The sequence below is a fragment of the Pseudomonas sp. FP2196 genome (genome assembly GCF_030687715.1).
Taxonomy (GTDB): domain Bacteria; phylum Pseudomonadota; class Gammaproteobacteria; order Pseudomonadales; family Pseudomonadaceae; genus Aquipseudomonas.
This window is the reverse complement of the sequence record NZ_CP117445.1, coordinates 2484461-2498716: the sequence shown is the minus strand read 5'-3', so window position 1 is coordinate 2498716 and position 14256 is coordinate 2484461. Positions and strand designations below refer to the sequence as shown.

General features: G+C 60.5%; 13 protein-coding genes. 10 read left to right on the top strand and 3 right to left on the bottom strand.

The features are described 5' to 3' along the window. The first annotated feature begins 92 nt into the window (after positions 1-92). The gene (ppnN, locus tag PSH79_RS11305; protein WP_242206313.1) at positions 93-1466 is read left to right on the top strand and encodes a nucleotide 5'-monophosphate nucleosidase PpnN; all 1374 of its coding nucleotides are present in this window, start codon (positions 93-95) and stop codon (positions 1464-1466) included. 203 nt (positions 1467-1669) lie between these two features. On the opposite strand, the gene PSH79_RS11300 is transcribed toward ppnN, so the two are convergent. Next, positions 1670-3073: an FAD/NAD(P)-binding protein gene (locus tag PSH79_RS11300; protein WP_305442848.1), complete on the bottom strand. Its 1404-nt coding sequence runs from the start codon at positions 3071-3073 to the stop codon at positions 1670-1672. Then, positions 3074-3637: a helix-turn-helix domain-containing protein gene (locus PSH79_RS11295; protein WP_305442847.1), complete on the bottom strand. Its 564-nt coding sequence runs from the start codon at positions 3635-3637 to the stop codon at positions 3074-3076. It lies immediately after the preceding gene. Between the two features lie 85 nt (positions 3638-3722). Between PSH79_RS11295 and PSH79_RS11290 the strand changes: the two genes are divergently transcribed. The 7 genes from PSH79_RS11290 (at position 3723) to PSH79_RS11260 (ending at position 10937) form a co-directional block, all read left to right on the top strand. Next, positions 3723-4661, top strand: a complete 939-nt coding sequence (locus tag PSH79_RS11290) for a DMT family transporter (protein ID WP_305442845.1) — start codon at positions 3723-3725, stop codon at positions 4659-4661. A 218-nt stretch (positions 4662-4879) separates the two neighbouring features. Then, positions 4880-7798 carry a monovalent cation/H+ antiporter subunit A gene (locus PSH79_RS11285; RefSeq protein WP_305442843.1) on the top strand — a complete coding sequence of 973 codons (2919 nt, stop codon included), beginning with the start codon at positions 4880-4882 and terminating at the stop codon, positions 7796-7798. Next, positions 7798-8142 carry a Na+/H+ antiporter subunit C gene (locus PSH79_RS11280; RefSeq protein ID WP_007910763.1) on the top strand — a complete coding sequence of 115 codons (345 nt, stop codon included), beginning with the start codon at positions 7798-7800 and terminating at the stop codon, positions 8140-8142. Before PSH79_RS11285 ends, PSH79_RS11280 begins: the two co-directional genes overlap by 1 nt. Then, positions 8139-9818, top strand: a complete 1680-nt coding sequence (locus PSH79_RS11275; RefSeq protein WP_305442840.1) for a monovalent cation/H+ antiporter subunit D — start codon at positions 8139-8141, stop codon at positions 9816-9818. Before PSH79_RS11280 ends, PSH79_RS11275 begins: the two co-directional genes overlap by 4 nt. Beyond that, entirely contained in the window at positions 9815-10303 is a 489-nt protein-coding gene (locus PSH79_RS11270) for a Na+/H+ antiporter subunit E (protein WP_305442837.1), read from the top strand. The genes PSH79_RS11275 and PSH79_RS11270 overlap by 4 nt, the downstream gene beginning before the upstream one ends. Then, positions 10300-10578 (top strand): K+/H+ antiporter subunit F, encoded by a 279-nt coding sequence (locus PSH79_RS11265; RefSeq protein ID WP_007910754.1) that lies wholly within the window; start codon positions 10300-10302, stop codon positions 10576-10578. The genes PSH79_RS11270 and PSH79_RS11265 overlap by 4 nt, the downstream gene beginning before the upstream one ends. Continuing rightward, positions 10575-10937 carry a Na+/H+ antiporter subunit G gene (locus PSH79_RS11260; protein ID WP_305442834.1) on the top strand — a complete coding sequence of 121 codons (363 nt, stop codon included), beginning with the start codon at positions 10575-10577 and terminating at the stop codon, positions 10935-10937. Before PSH79_RS11265 ends, PSH79_RS11260 begins: the two co-directional genes overlap by 4 nt. A 94-nt stretch (positions 10938-11031) precedes the next feature. Here PSH79_RS11260 and PSH79_RS11255 read toward each other — a convergent pair whose 3' ends face one another. After that, positions 11032-11472, bottom strand: coding sequence for a DUF3995 domain-containing protein (locus PSH79_RS11255; protein WP_305442832.1), 441 nt, complete (start codon positions 11470-11472; stop codon positions 11032-11034). A 93-nt stretch (positions 11473-11565) separates the two neighbouring features. On the opposite strand from PSH79_RS11255, the gene PSH79_RS11250 reads away from it, so the two are divergent. Together PSH79_RS11250 and PSH79_RS11245 are read left to right on the top strand one after the other, a co-directional pair. After that, entirely contained in the window at positions 11566-11952 is a 387-nt protein-coding gene (locus PSH79_RS11250) for a DUF2946 domain-containing protein (protein WP_305442830.1), read from the top strand. Positions 11953-12044: 92 nt separating this feature from the next. After that, the gene (locus PSH79_RS11245) at positions 12045-14177 is read left to right on the top strand and encodes a TonB-dependent siderophore receptor (RefSeq protein ID WP_305442829.1); all 2133 of its coding nucleotides are present in this window, start codon (positions 12045-12047) and stop codon (positions 14175-14177) included. Positions 14178-14256: the final 79 nt, after the last annotated feature.

The following is a 14256-nucleotide window of genomic DNA, read 5'->3' as shown; positions in this document are numbered from 1 at the left end:
CAGCGCAGATCGTGCCATCTTCATTCATGGATACACACTATTCGGATGCCATTCGCCTGGTTTTGGGATGACATCGTTTTAAGGATCATTGCATGACCCAACGACACGTAATCAACGCCTCGGTCAGCCCGAAAGGCAGCCTGGAAACCCTTTCTCAACGTGAAGTTCAGCAACTGAGCGAAGCCGGATCCGGCAGCACCTACACCCTCTTTCGCCAGTGCGCCCTGGCCATCCTCAACACCGGCGCCCATGTCGATAACGCCAAGACCATCCTCGAAGCCTACAAGGACTTCGAAATCCGCATTCACCAACAGGATCGCGGTGTGCGCCTGGAGCTGCTGAACGCTCCGGCCGATGCCTTCGTCGATGGCGAAATGATCGCCAGCACCCGGGAAATGCTCTTCAGCGCCCTGCGCGACATCGTCTACACCGAAAACGAACTCGACAGCCAACGCATCGACCTGAGCACCTCACAAGGCATCAGCGACTACGTCTTCCACCTGCTGCGCAATGCCCGCACCTTGCGCCCGGGCGTCGAGCCGAAGATCGTCGTGTGCTGGGGCGGTCACTCGATCAACACCGAAGAATACAAATACACCAAGAAAGTCGGCCATGAACTGGGCCTGCGCAGCCTCGACATCTGCACCGGCTGTGGCCCCGGCGTAATGAAAGGCCCGATGAAAGGCGCGACCATCGCCCACGCCAAACAACGCATTCACGGCGGTCGCTACCTGGGCCTGACCGAGCCGGGCATCATCGCTGCCGAAGCGCCGAACCCTATTGTCAATGAGCTGGTGATCCTGCCGGACATCGAAAAGCGTCTGGAAGCGTTCGTTCGCGTTGGCCACGGCATCATCATTTTCCCGGGCGGTGCCGGTACCGCTGAAGAGTTCCTCTACCTGCTGGGCATCCTGATGCACCCGGACAACGCCGGCCTGCCGTTCCCGGTGATCCTGACCGGGCCGAAACATGCCGCGCCGTATCTCGAACAGCTCGACGCGTTCGTCATCGCCACCCTCGGCGAAGCAGCCAAGCAGCACTACGAAATCATTATCGACGACCCGGCTGAAGTCGCGCGGCAGATGACTCAGGGCCTGAAAGCCGTGAAGCAGTTCCGCCGCGAGCGCAACGACGCGTTCCACTTCAACTGGCTGCTGAAAATCGACGAAGGCTTTCAGCGTCCGTTCGATCCTACCCACGAAAACATGGCCAACCTCAAACTGCACCGCGACCAGCCGCCCCACGAACTGGCGGCCAACCTGCGCCGGGCGTTCTCCGGGATCGTGGCCGGCAACGTCAAGGACAAGGGCATTCGTTTGATCGAGGAGCACGGGCCATACCAGATCCGCGGCGACGCAGCGATCATGCAACCGCTGGACGCGCTGCTCAAAGCCTTCGTCGCTCAGCACCGGATGAAGCTGCCGGGTGGCGCGGCGTATGTGCCGTGTTATCGAGTGGTGGCGTAAGCTCTCAGCCGCTACACAACCTGTGGGAACTAGTCTGCTAGCGAATAGGCCAAATCAGTCGACAGAGATGTTGAACCTGCTGGCCTCTTCGCGGGCAAACTCGCTCCCACAGTGTCCGAGTCGTACAGGTGATGTGTGAAAAACACTGAAACCTGTGGGAGTGGGCTTGCCCGCGAAAAGGCCCTGATCAGCAACCTCAAGCCTCAGCCCTGCTCAGCCCCCAATCGCAACGCCAACGCCTTCGCCTGCAACGCCACGTCCGTCACCGCCGTACTTTCCCACCACATCCCGCGCAACGGCGGGCCCATGGCGAACAACCGGTTCGCTGCCTGCCCGTGCTCATCCAGCACTGCGCCGTCAATCGTAGCCGCAATCCCCAACGCCAACGGCCCCGGCCGCACCAATCCACGCGCCAACAACTGCTGCGGCAACGGTCGCGCCACCCGACGCCAGTCGTACTCGATACCACTGGAATTGATCAACGCCGCGCCATGCACAACGCAGGTTTCGGCCTCGCCCCGCCGCCGGATACGAATACTCACGCCACCCTCCGCACACGGCTCTAGCGCCTTGAACGACGCCGCCTGAATCCGCAACCTTCCTTCTTCACGCAGACGTTCAACCAGCTGCGCACTCAGCGGCGGCGAACGATGATGATGGCTTTCCCACCACGGCCGCACGTGGCGTACGAATTGTCGACGCTGCATGTCAGTCGCCTGACTCCACACCCGTCCGATGTGCGCGCGCACCGTGTCCAGCGGTGCTTGCCAGTCGATACCTTGCGCGATGGCGTCGCGGCAATGCCGACGCAGTTCGCGCAACAACTGGCGTGGCGAACGAATGCTGTGATCTTCAGCGAGGAAATCCACCCAAGCCGGTGGTTGACGCCGCGCATGGGGCAGCAGTCCGTGACGGGAAAACACTTCAATCGGCCCGCGATGCCCGGCCTGCTCCAGCGAGACCACGGCATCCACCATGGTCAGGCCGGAGCCGATGATCAGCACGGTGGATTGCGGATCGAGTTGGCGCATGGCCGTAACATCCCACGGATCGAGTGCGGCAGTGTTGAGGCCGCTGGATTGTTTTTGCGGGGTGCGTGCGGCGGGGAACATGCCCGTGGCGAGTACTGCGAATACGCCCGTTAAGTGCTGGCCGTCGCTGAGGATGAGCTGCACCGAATCAGCAAAGGTTTGCAGGTCGGCGACTTCTGCGCGGATATGTTCGACGGTCGAGCCTTGCTGCGCACCGACATTGCAGGCTTCGGCTAATCGTTGTTGCACATAAACGCCGAACAACCCACGAGGCGGGAACAACTCACTGACAGGCACATTTTGCTCAGCCGACTCCGGCCAGCCACCGGCGGCAATATGCTCAGTCAGCCACTGCGTAAGGTCATCCGGATTATCCGGATCGACGCTCATCCGCGCCGCGTTGCCATTGAGCGTATGGCCCAACTCGACAGCGCTGTACGCCTCCCCACGGCCGAGTTCGACACGCGGTTCAATGACCAGAATCTTGCGCCGACCGGGTAGACGCAACAATTGTACCGCCAGCATCGTGCCGCTAAGGCCGCCGCCGATGACCAGGATGTCTGCGCTCTGGCTCATTCAAATCACCACATTACGTACAAACCGCGCCGCTACATCCCCGTCATTACGGTAGGCATGCGGCTGGTTGCTGGCAAACATGAAGAACTCCCCTGCGCTGATGTGCTGCGGCTGGTCGCCAAGCATTAACGTCAGACAGCCCTCGAAGACATAGATCTGTTCGCTCCAACCATCGGCGTCCGGTTGCGATGGATAGACCTCACCAGGTTGCAGACACCATTCCCACTGCTCGACTTCGCGGGTCGCGGTGGCTTTCGACAGCAATACCGCTTTGCTGCCGGGAATGACACCGGCCCACGCCACTTCGTTGATCCGGCTCGGATCGCGCGCATCGGGCGCCTGGATCAAGTCGCTGAAGGCGACGTCGAGCGCTTCGGCGACGCGATCAAGGGTGGTCAGGCTGACATTCTTTTCGCCCGCCTCGATCGCCACCAGCATGCGCCGACTGACCCCGGATTTTTCCGCCAGCGCGGTCTGGCTCAGGTCGGCGGCATGTCGCAGGCGCCGGACGTTCTGGCTGACGTGTTGGAGGACGGAGGCTCGTTGACTGGAATCTTTGTGCACTATATTGCTCACTCGCTGAGGTTGGGCAGTATACTGCCCAACATTTGGCGCATTCTGCGTCGCGCCTTCTCCATCGTGCAAGGACATGACGTCAGTGAGTCGCCCCGACACCTCCCTCCGTTTCTCCCGATTCAGCAAAGCCGAGTGCGTCTTGGTGCTGATTACCATGGTCTGGGGCGGCACCTTCCTGCTGGTGCAGCACGCGATGACCGTCAGCGGTCCGATGTTTTTTGTCGGCCTGCGATTCGCAGCGGCAGCTGCCATCGTCGCCCTGTTCTCCTGGCGTCATCTGCGCGAACTGACCCTGTTCGAACTCAAGGCCGGCGCCTTCATCGGCGTGGCGATCATGCTAGGTTACGGCTTGCAGACGGTGGGATTACAGACGATTCCAAGCAGTCAGTCGGCGTTCATTACCGCGCTTTATGTTCCATTCGTGCCGTTGCTGCAATGGCTGGTGCTGGGACGCCGACCGGGGTTGATGCCGAGCATCGGGATCATGCTGGCGTTTACCGGGTTGATGCTGTTGTCGGGACCGTCCGGCGCTTCACTGAATTTCAGCCCGGGCGAGATTGCCACGCTGATCAGCGCCATTGCCATTGCGGCCGAAATCATTCTGATCAGCACTTACGCAGGCCAGGTCGACGTGCGCCGAGTGACCGTGGTGCAACTGGCGACGACGTCGGTGTTGTCATTTTTGATGGTGGTGCCGACAGGCGAAACGCTTCCCGAATTTTCCTGGCTGTTGCTGGCGACCGCGTTGGGACTGGGCGCGGCCAGTGCGGCGATTCAGGTGGCGATGAACTGGGCTCAGAAGAGTGTTTCGCCCACTCGGGCGACGTTGATCTATGCCGGGGAGCCGGTGTGGGCCGGGATTGTCGGGCGACTTGCCGGGGAACGGTTGCCGGCGATTGCGCTGGTGGGCGCCGGGTTGATTGTGGCGGCGGTGATAGTCAGTGAGTTGAAGACCAAGGGTAAGGCTGCCGTTGAAATTGAAGGCGCACTAGAGAACGACAACGGCAATTGAAAGCAAAGATCAAAAGATCGCAGCCTTCGGCAGCTCCTACATTTTGGGAATGCGTTTTCCTGTAAGAGCTGCCGAAGGCTGCGATCTTTTTTCGCCGTTGAAACAGGGCCAAACGCAAATATCCAGACTACTTTGTAGGATTCTGAGACATCCTCGCGTTTGGTGATCAGGGAGCTGGCACGTATGATGCTTCACAAACTTCCGCAGATTAGAAGCCTATGTCCCTGATAGTTCTACTGCTTCTGCCATTCATTGGCAGCTGTCTGGCAGCGATGCTGCCACACAACGCGCGTAATACCGAATCCCTGTTGGCTGGTCTGGTCGCTCTGATCGGCACCGTCCAGGTGGCAATGTTGTACCCGCAAATCGCCCACGGCGGCGTGATCCGCGAAGAATTCATGTGGCTGCCCAGCCTCGGCTTGAACTTCGTCCTGCGCATGGACGGCTTCGCCTGGCTGTTCTCGATGCTGGTATTGGGCATCGGCACCCTCGTTTCCTTATATGCCCGCTATTACATGTCGCCGGATGATCCGGTGCCGCGTTTCTTCGCGTTTTTTCTGGCGTTCATGGGTGCCATGCTCGGGCTGGTGATCTCCGGCAACCTGATCCAGATCGTGTTCTTCTGGGAGCTGACCAGCCTCTTCTCGTTCCTGCTGATCGGCTACTGGCACCATCGCGCCGATGCTCGCCGTGGTGCCTACATGGCGCTGATGGTCACCGGCGCAGGCGGGTTATGCCTGCTGGCGGGGGTCATGATCCTCGGCCATGTCGTCGGCAGCTATGACCTGGACAAGGTCCTGGCCGCCGGCGATCAGATTCGTGCACATGCCCTCTACCCTATTCTGCTACCCCTCATTCTCATCGGCGCACTCAGCAAAAGCGCCCAGTTCCCCTTTCACTTCTGGCTGCCCCACGCGATGGCGGCGCCAACGCCTGTCTCCGCGTACCTGCACTCGGCAACCATGGTCAAGGCCGGGGTTTTCCTCCTCGCACGCCTGTGGCCGTCGCTGTCCGGCAGCGAAGAATGGTTCTACATCGTCAGCGGTGCCGGTGCGTGTACGCTGTTGCTCGGCGCGTATTGCGCGATGTTCCAGAACGATCTCAAAGGTTTGCTGGCCTACTCGACCATCAGCCACCTCGGCCTGATCACTCTGCTGTTGGGCCTGAACAGTCCATTGGCCGCCGTCGCTGCGGTGTTCCATATCCTCAACCACGCCACGTTCAAAGCCTCGCTGTTTATGGCCGCAGGCATCATCGACCACGAAAGCGGCACCCGCGATATCCGCAAGCTCAGCGGTTTGATCAAACTGATTCCGTTCACCGCGACGCTGGCCATGGTTGCCAGTGCTTCGATGGCAGGCGTGCCGCTGCTCAACGGCTTCCTGTCGAAGGAAATGTTCTTCGCCGAAACCGTGTTCATCAACGCCACGGCGTGGGTTGAAGCAGCGCTGCCGATTGTCGCGACCATCGCCGGTACGTTCAGCGTGGCTTATTCGCTGCGCTTCACCGTCGATGTGTTCTTCGGCCCAACGGCCACCGACCTGCCGCACACCCCGCACGAACCGCCGCGCTGGATGCGTGCGCCGGTCGAGCTGCTGGTGTTCACCTGCCTGCTGGTAGGCATTTTCCCGGCACAAATCGTCGGCCCATTACTGGCCGCTGCGGCGTTGCCGGTGGTCGGCGGCACCTTGCCCGAATACAGCCTGGCAATCTGGCACGGCCTGAACGCGCCAATGATCATGAGCCTGATCGCCATGTCCGGCGGCATCGTGCTCTACCTGTTGCTGCGCAATCAGTTCAGACATGGCCGCTTCAAATATCCGCCACTGGTGGGCCGCTTCAACGGCAAGCGCCTGTTCGAGCGCAGTCTGGTGGTGATGATGCGCATGGCACGGCGTGTCGAACGCCGACTGGGCACCCGACGTCTGCAAATGCAGCTGTTCCTGATGGTGTTGGCCGCCGTGCTCGCAGGTCTGATTCCGATGCTGCACAGCACTCTGAGCTGGGGCGACCGGCCGAAGATTCCGGGCTCCATCGTCTTCGTGACCCTGTGGCTGCTGGCAATTGCCTGCGCCCTCGGTGCTGCGTGGCAGGCCAAGTATCACCGTCTCGCGGCACTGACCATGGTCAGCGTCTGCGGTTTGATGACCTGCGTGACCTTCGTCTGGTTCTCTGCTCCGGATCTGGCGCTGACGCAACTGGCGGTCGAAGTGGTGACCACCGTGCTGATCCTGCTGGGTCTACGCTGGTTGCCACGTCGGATCGAAGAAGTCTCGCCATTGCCGAGCAGCCTGCGCAAGGCGCGCATTCGTCGTCTGCGCGACTTGCTGCTGTCGATTGCGGTCGGTGGCGGCATGGCGCTGTTGTCCTACGCCATGCTCACGCGGCAGACGCCGAATGACATCTCCTCGTTCTACCTCAGCCGCGCCATGCCCGAGGGCGGTGGCAGCAACGTGGTCAACGTGATGCTGGTGGACTTCCGCGGTTTCGATACCCTTGGTGAAATCACCGTGCTGGTCGCCGTGGCGCTGACTGTATTCGCGCTGCTGCGCCGCTTCCGCCCGCCGAAAGAAAGCCTGCAACTGCCTGCCCAGCAACGCCTGCTGGCGCCGGACGTAGTCACCGATCTGGTCAACCCGCGTTCGGCCAGCGATACCGCGCTCGGTTTCATGATGGTGCCGGCGGTGCTGGTGCGCCTGCTGCTGCCGATCGCACTGGTGGTGTCGTGCTACCTGTTCATGCGCGGGCACAACCAGCCGGGCGGCGGTTTTGTCGCCGGTTTGGTGATGTCCGTGGCGTTCATCCTGCAATACATGGTTGCCGGCACGCAGTGGGTCGAGGCGCAAATGAGTCTGCGGCCCCTGCGCTGGATGGGCACCGGGCTGCTGTTCGCCACCGCCACCGGTCTCGGCGCGATGGCCGTCGGTTACCCGTTTCTCACCACCCACACCTGGCATTTCACTCTGCCGCTGCTGGGTGACATCCATATCGCCAGTGCGCTGTTCTTTGATATCGGCGTGTACGCGGTGGTCGTGGGCTCGACGCTGTTGATCCTCACCGCCCTCGCCCACCAATCGGTGCGTGGTCACAAGACTGCAGCGCTGCCCAAGTCCGTCGCCAGCAAAGGAGCCGTCTGATGGAAGAAGTCATCGCAATCGCCATCGGCGTCCTCGCCGCATCCGGCGTCTGGCTGATCCTGCGGCCACGGACCTTCCAGGTGGTCATGGGCCTGTGCCTGCTGTCGTACGGCGTCAACCTGTTCATCTTCAGCATGGGCAGCCTGTTCATCGGCAAGGAACCGGTGATCAAAGACGGCGTGACGCAAGACCTGCTGCATTACACCGACCCATTGCCGCAAGCACTGGTACTCACTGCAATCGTCATCAGCTTCGCCATGACCGCGTTGTTCCTCGTCGTTCTGCTCGCCTCGCGAGGCTTGACCGGCACTGACCATGTAGACGGCCGGGAGCCTAAAGAATGATGGCGATGACTCACCTGATCGCCGCACCGATTCTGCTGCCGCTGCTGACCGCAGCCATCATGCTGATGCTCGGCGAGAAGCACCGGCCGCTGAAGGCGAAAATCAATCTGTTCTCCAGCCTCATCGGCCTGTTCATTTCCGTGATGCTGCTGCAATGGACGCAGACCACCGGTGTGCCCGGCTCCATCGGCGTATACCTGCCCGGCAACTGGCAGGCGCCGTTCGGCATCGTGCTGGTGGTCGATCGCCTGTCGGCGCTGATGCTGGTGCTGACCGGGATCATCGGCGTCAGTGCCCTGCTCTTTGCGATGGCGCGCTGGGACGGCGCGGGATCGAGCTTCCACGCGTTGTTCCAGATTCAGTTGATGGGGCTGTATGGCGCGTTCCTGACCGCAGATCTGTTCAACCTGTTCGTGTTCTTCGAAGTGCTGCTCGCCGCTTCTTATGGCCTGTTGCTGCACGGCTCCGGTCGGGCGCGGGTGTCGTCGGGGCTGCATTACATCTCGATCAACCTGCTCGCCTCGTCGCTGTTTCTGATCGGCGCGGCATTGATCTATGGTGTGACCGGCACCCTGAACATGGCTGATCTGGCGCTGAAAATTCCGCTGGTGCCGGAAGCCGACCGAGGCTTGCTGCACGCCGGCGCAGGAATTCTCGCGGTGGCGTTTCTGGCCAAGGCTGGCATGTGGCCGCTGAACTTCTGGCTGGTACCGGCCTACTCTGCAGCCAGCGCACCAGTGGCGGCAATGTTCGCGATCATGACCAAGGTCGGCGTCTACACCCTGCTGCGCCTATGGACGCTGTTGTTCTCCGGGCAAGCCGGGGCGTCGGCGCTCTTCGGTGGCGACTGGCTGATCTACGGCGGCATGGCCACCATGGCCTGCGCGGCGCTGGCAATTCTTGCCGCACAACGACTGGAACGCATGGCCAGCCTGAGCATTCTGGTGTCGGCGGGGATTCTGCTGTCGGCCGTTGGTTTCGCCCAGCCGAACCTGATCGGTGCGGCGCTGTTCTATCTGGTCAGCTCGACGCTGGCGTTGAGCGCGCTATTCCTGCTGGCCGAGTTGATCGAGCGTTCGCGCTCGGCCAACGAAATCCCACTGGAAGACGAAAGCGAACTGCTGCCACGGCCGCAAGAGTCCCTGCAACCGCCCAAAGGCATCAACCTCGACGACGAGCAGAAAGCCGTGGTCGGTCAGGTCATTCCTTGGACGATGGCATTTCTTGGATTGAGCTTCATTGCTTGTGCCCTGCTGATCATAGGCATGCCGCCGCTGTCAGGCTTCATCGGCAAGCTCAGCCTGATCGGTGCTTTGCTCAATCCACTGGGTCTGGGCACTGGCGCGCCAATTTCCAACGCGGCGTGGGCGCTGCTGGCACTGCTGATTCTGTCCGGACTGGCTTCGTTGATGGCGTTCTCGCGCCTGGGTATCCAACGCTTCTGGACACCGGAAGAGCGACCATCGCCGCTGCTGCGCAAACTCGAATGCGTGCCAATCTTCCTGCTATTGGGATTGAGCATCGCCTTGACCTTCAAGGCCGAACCGCTGCTGCGCTATACCCAGGCCACCGCCGATGCTCTGAATAACCCGCAGCAATACGTGATGGCAGTGCTCGGCACCCGCGCCGTACCGAGTCCGGAAGCCAAGACAGCCCAACTGGAGGTACAGCCATGAAGCGTGTATTTCCTGCACCGTTACTGTCGTTGGCGCTATGGGCATTGTGGTTGACGCTGAACCTGTCGATCAGCCCGGGCAATCTGCTGCTCGGCGCAATATTGGGTTTTGCTGCACCGCTGATGATGCGCAAGTTACGTCCGAAACAAGTGCGCATCCGCCGCCCGGGGACGATTCTGCGCCTGTTCATGCTCGTCGGGCGTGACGTGGTGATGTCCAATCTGATCGTCGCTTGGGGCGTGCTCAATGCCGGCCGCCGCCCGCCCCGTTCATGCTTCGTCAAAGTACCGCTCGACCTGCGCGATGCTCACGGTCTGGCGACGCTGGCAATGATCTGCACGGTGGTGCCCGGCACGGTGTGGTCGGAACTGTCACTGGATCGCAGCATCCTGTTGCTGCACGTTTGGGATCTGGATGACGAAGCGCAGTTCATTGAGCACTTCAAGACTGCTTACGAGCGACCGCTGATGGAGATTTTCGAATGAGCCCATTACTGTCGAACGCGATTCTGCTGACGCTGTTTCTGTTCTCGCTGGCGATGGTGCTGACGCTGGTTCGGCTGTTCAAAGGACCCTCGGCTCAGGATCGGGTTCTGGCGCTGGACTACCTGTACATCGTCGCGATGCTGATGATGCTGACGCTGGGCATTCGTTATTCAAGTGATACCTACTTCGAAGCGGCGCTGCTGATTGCGCTGTTCGGCTTCGTCGGCTCGTTTGCCCTGGCGAAATTCCTGCTGCGTGGCGAGGTGATCGAATGAACGCTGAATTGTCTCTATGGGTTGAGATTCCGGTGGCGATCCTGCTGGTACTCAGCGGCATTTTCGCGCTGATCGGCGCGACCGGACTGTTGCGAATGAAGGACTACTTCCAGCGCATGCATCCACCGGCACTGGCCTCGACGCTAGGAGCGTGGTGCGTGGCGCTGGCTTCAATCATCTGCTTCTCGGCGCTGAAGTCCGGGCCGGTGATACACGCATGGCTGATTCCGACTCTGTTGGCGATCACGGTGCCGGTGACCACGTTGCTGCTGGCGCGGGCGGCGCTGTTTCGCAAGCGCATGGCCGGGGATGATGTGCCGGCAGAAGTCAGCAGCCGCCGTACCGAGAGCGGTAGTTAATCCGTCAAAAGATCGCAGCCTTCGGCAGCTCCTACAAGGGGACACATTCCAATGTAGGAGCTGCCGAAGGCTGCGATCTTTTGATCTTGCTCTTCTAGACCCAAGCCACCGCCAATAGTCCCGCCCCCAACACCGCACACAACGGCGAATACACCCACGTATCCAGCCGCGCAAACCGTGAGCCCTTCACTTCCTTGAAAAACCCCACCAGATTCGAATCGCCAATCGCTCGGGCAAACATCAGCAGCGCAATCGCACTGATGACCCACTGCAACGCTTTGTGATGCACCAGCGGCAGCCCCCAGCCGACCCGCAAACACACCAGCGCGGCAATCGCCAATAACCCCGCAGCCACCACCAACGTAATCCAGCCCGACGGTTTGAACGCCGGTCGCACCGTTTTCACAAAACCTTCCACCGGCACTTGTGGCACCGCCGCCACCGCCGCCCATTGCCCACCCAGCGCCCAATACACATGCATTAGAGCGATTACCGCGAACGTTGTCACCAGCCATTGAGCCAACACAAAGGTCATGGTTGAAATCCTTGAAAGGGATTTGAACAAATCATCCTAGTCGGATTTTTTTCAAGTGCACGACCGATCAGCGGTACGGTAAAGTGCCGCCCCATGAAATTCTCCCGTTCCGATCGCTCACTGCTGGCCTGGATGCTCTATTGCTGCGTCCTGTTCAACGTGTTCGTCTGCAGCATCGGACACGGACAAATGGTCGGCATGCAGCTCAACGGTATCGGCGGCCAGTTCTGTACCGTGGACCCGGCGACACAAGCGCCGCTCGCCGCCAACCCGTCCGAAGAAAAACTGCCAACCCTGTCCAAAGCCTTCGGTTGTCCACTGTGCTCAACAGGCGGCATGGGCCCGGCGTTCAATTCCAGTCTGACCCTGGCGATCCTGCCGGAACAACACAGTCCGCCACTGGCGCCGATCATCAGCGCCGACCTCCCTGCACGTTCCACCTGGCCCTCGGCCAACCCTCGCGCCCCACCGCTCGCCTGAGTGTTCTTGCCTTTTTAATTTGCCAGCCCACTGCGCCAACGCGCGGCGTTCGCCTGTGCGCTGACTCCTAGACAAGCATTCAGGATTCAACAATGAAACAACTCACTCTGCTGGCGAGCCTGTGCGGCTGCCTGTCCGTTAACGTCTGGGCGCAATCCACTGTGGATCTGGCGCCGATCACCATCGATGGCGAATCCGCTACCGAGCCGGGCCTGAGCCTCGACCAATCCAGTGGCATGGCCTCGCGCCTCGGCTTGAGCGTGCGCGATACTCCGGTCTCGGTGGCTATCGCCAATCGCAACGACATCGAACGCCACGGCGCACAGAACTTCCAGGACGCCGCCAACACCCTGCCCGGGGTCAACGCCAGCGCACCGCCTGGCTTTGGCGGTTTCATCTCCTATCGCGGCTTCACCAGCAGCCAGATCACCCAGATGTTCAACGGCATCAACGTGTCCGGCGGACTCGCCCGCCCGGTAGATGCGTGGATTTACGATCGAGTGGAACTGGTCGGTGGCCCGTCATCGCTGATCAACGGCGCAGGTTCCGTGGGTGGTTCGTTGAACTACGTGACCAAACTGGCAACCCGTGACGAACAGGCTGTTGAAGGCAGGGTCAGCTACGGCACTTACGACACCACCGAAACCGCGTTCGGCCTGAACCATGCCCTGACCGAACCGAGCAGCGAGATGCAGCACTACGCACGTCTCGACGTCAGCCACAACACCAGTAACGGCTACATCGACCGTCAAGAACGCGATGCCTGGAGCGTGGCGTTCTCATTGCTCAGCGACCTGACGCCAGACCTGTCGCACACCCTGGCGCTGGAGTATCAGGACGAACACGAAGACAGTCCGTATTGGGGTACGCCGGTGCTAAACCCCAAGGCCGGCGAGTTGAAGATCGATAAACACAATCGCTTCAACAACTACAACGTCGAGGACGGTCGCTACGAACAGCGGACGATCTGGGTCCGCTCGATCATCGACTACCGGATCAACGACAGCACCACCTTGCGCAACACCCTTTATCACCTCGACAGTCAGCGTGATTACCGCAACCTGGAAACCTATCAGTACAACGCCGAAAACACGGCGGTGAATCGCTCGACGGCGTATCAGGTACGGCATCAGGGCGAGCAGAACGGCAACCAGTTCGAACTGCGCCACGACAACACGCTGCTGGGTCTGAATACAACGTGGTCAGGCGGCTTCGAGTACAAGGTCAATCAAACCACCAACTCGCCGCTCAACCTCAAAGGCGCGAGCACGGTTGACCCGAACAACTACCGGCCGGGATATTTCTATGACATTCCCGGCACCCATCCCAAGCTGATCAGCGACAAGACCAACGAGGTCACCACCAAAGCGCTGTTCGTGGAAAACCGGCTGGCGCTCACCGACAAACTGTCGCTGCTCACTGGCCTGCGTTATGACAACATCGATCTCGACGTGACCAACCACCGCACCGTAACCGCCACCAACCCCAGGCACCTCAAGCGCAGTTGGGAGCCAATCACCGGTCGCGCTGGCCTGACCTATCAGTTCATCCCATCGGCTAACGTCTACGTGCAATACAGCACCGCCGCCGAGCAGCCCAACGGCACGCAAGACTTCGACGTCTCGACCGGAAAGCAATGGGAAATCGGCAGCAAATTCGACTATCTGAACGGCCGTGGCTCGGCGACGGTGGCGGCCTACACGATTGAAAGAAAGGACTTTGCCGTCACCGACCCACTGGACCCGACCAGCAGCATCCCGGTCGGCCAGCAGACGTCTAAAGGGATCGAGATTGCCAGCTCGTTGCGGATCACCGACAACCTGCTGGCCGAGGGTAACTTCGCCTGGGTCGACGCGCAGTACGATGACTTCACTGAAAAGAATGCGGCTGGCGTGGTCGTGTCGCGCAAAGGCAACACACCGACCAACGTTCCGGACCGGGTCGGCAATCTGTGGCTGACCTATGATTTTTCGCCGCAATGGCAAGGCGGGGTTGATGCGCGTTACGTGGCGTCGGTGTTTGCCGATAACGCCAACACCATGACCGTGCCGTCGTACACGCTGTTCGGCAGTTTCCTCAGTTACAAGGTTGATTCGCATACCGCTGTTACCGGGCGAGTGCGCAATTTGACCAATGAGGTGTATGCCGAATTTGCGCATGTGTCGCCGGCGTACTATTTGGGTACGCCGCGAACCTTTGAGTTAGCCGTGCAGACTCGATTCTAGAAGATCGCCAGCAGGCTGGTTCCTACATCGGATTTTTAATCGACACAAAACCTGTAGGAGCTGCCGCAGGCTGCGATCT

Bases quoted from the DNA above. Each gene is read 5' to 3' on its own strand.
- PSH79_RS11290 (WP_305442845.1), top strand. From the start codon at position 3,723: ATGACGTCAGTGAGTCGCCCCGACACCTCCCTCCGTTTCTCCCGATTC.
- PSH79_RS11280 (WP_007910763.1), top strand. From the start codon at position 7,798: ATGGAAGAAGTCATCGCAATCGCCATCGGCGTCCTCGCCGCATCCGGC.
- PSH79_RS11275 (WP_305442840.1), top strand. From the start codon at position 8,139: ATGATGGCGATGACTCACCTGATCGCCGCACCGATTCTGCTGCCGCTG.
- PSH79_RS11265 (WP_007910754.1), top strand. From the start codon at position 10,300: ATGAGCCCATTACTGTCGAACGCGATTCTGCTGACGCTGTTTCTGTTC.
- PSH79_RS11285 (WP_305442843.1), top strand. From the start codon at position 4,880: ATGTCCCTGATAGTTCTACTGCTTCTGCCATTCATTGGCAGCTGTCTG.
- PSH79_RS11260 (WP_305442834.1), top strand. From the start codon at position 10,575: ATGAACGCTGAATTGTCTCTATGGGTTGAGATTCCGGTGGCGATCCTG.
- PSH79_RS11270 (WP_305442837.1), top strand. From the start codon at position 9,815: ATGAAGCGTGTATTTCCTGCACCGTTACTGTCGTTGGCGCTATGGGCA.
- ppnN (WP_242206313.1), top strand. From the start codon at position 93: ATGACCCAACGACACGTAATCAACGCCTCGGTCAGCCCGAAAGGCAGC.
- PSH79_RS11300 (WP_305442848.1), bottom strand. From the start codon at position 3,073: ATGAGCCAGAGCGCAGACATCCTGGTCATCGGCGGCGGCCTTAGCGGC.
- PSH79_RS11255 (WP_305442832.1), bottom strand. From the start codon at position 11,472: ATGACCTTTGTGTTGGCTCAATGGCTGGTGACAACGTTCGCGGTAATC.
- PSH79_RS11245 (WP_305442829.1), top strand. From the start codon at position 12,045: ATGAAACAACTCACTCTGCTGGCGAGCCTGTGCGGCTGCCTGTCCGTT.
- PSH79_RS11250 (WP_305442830.1), top strand. From the start codon at position 11,566: ATGAAATTCTCCCGTTCCGATCGCTCACTGCTGGCCTGGATGCTCTAT.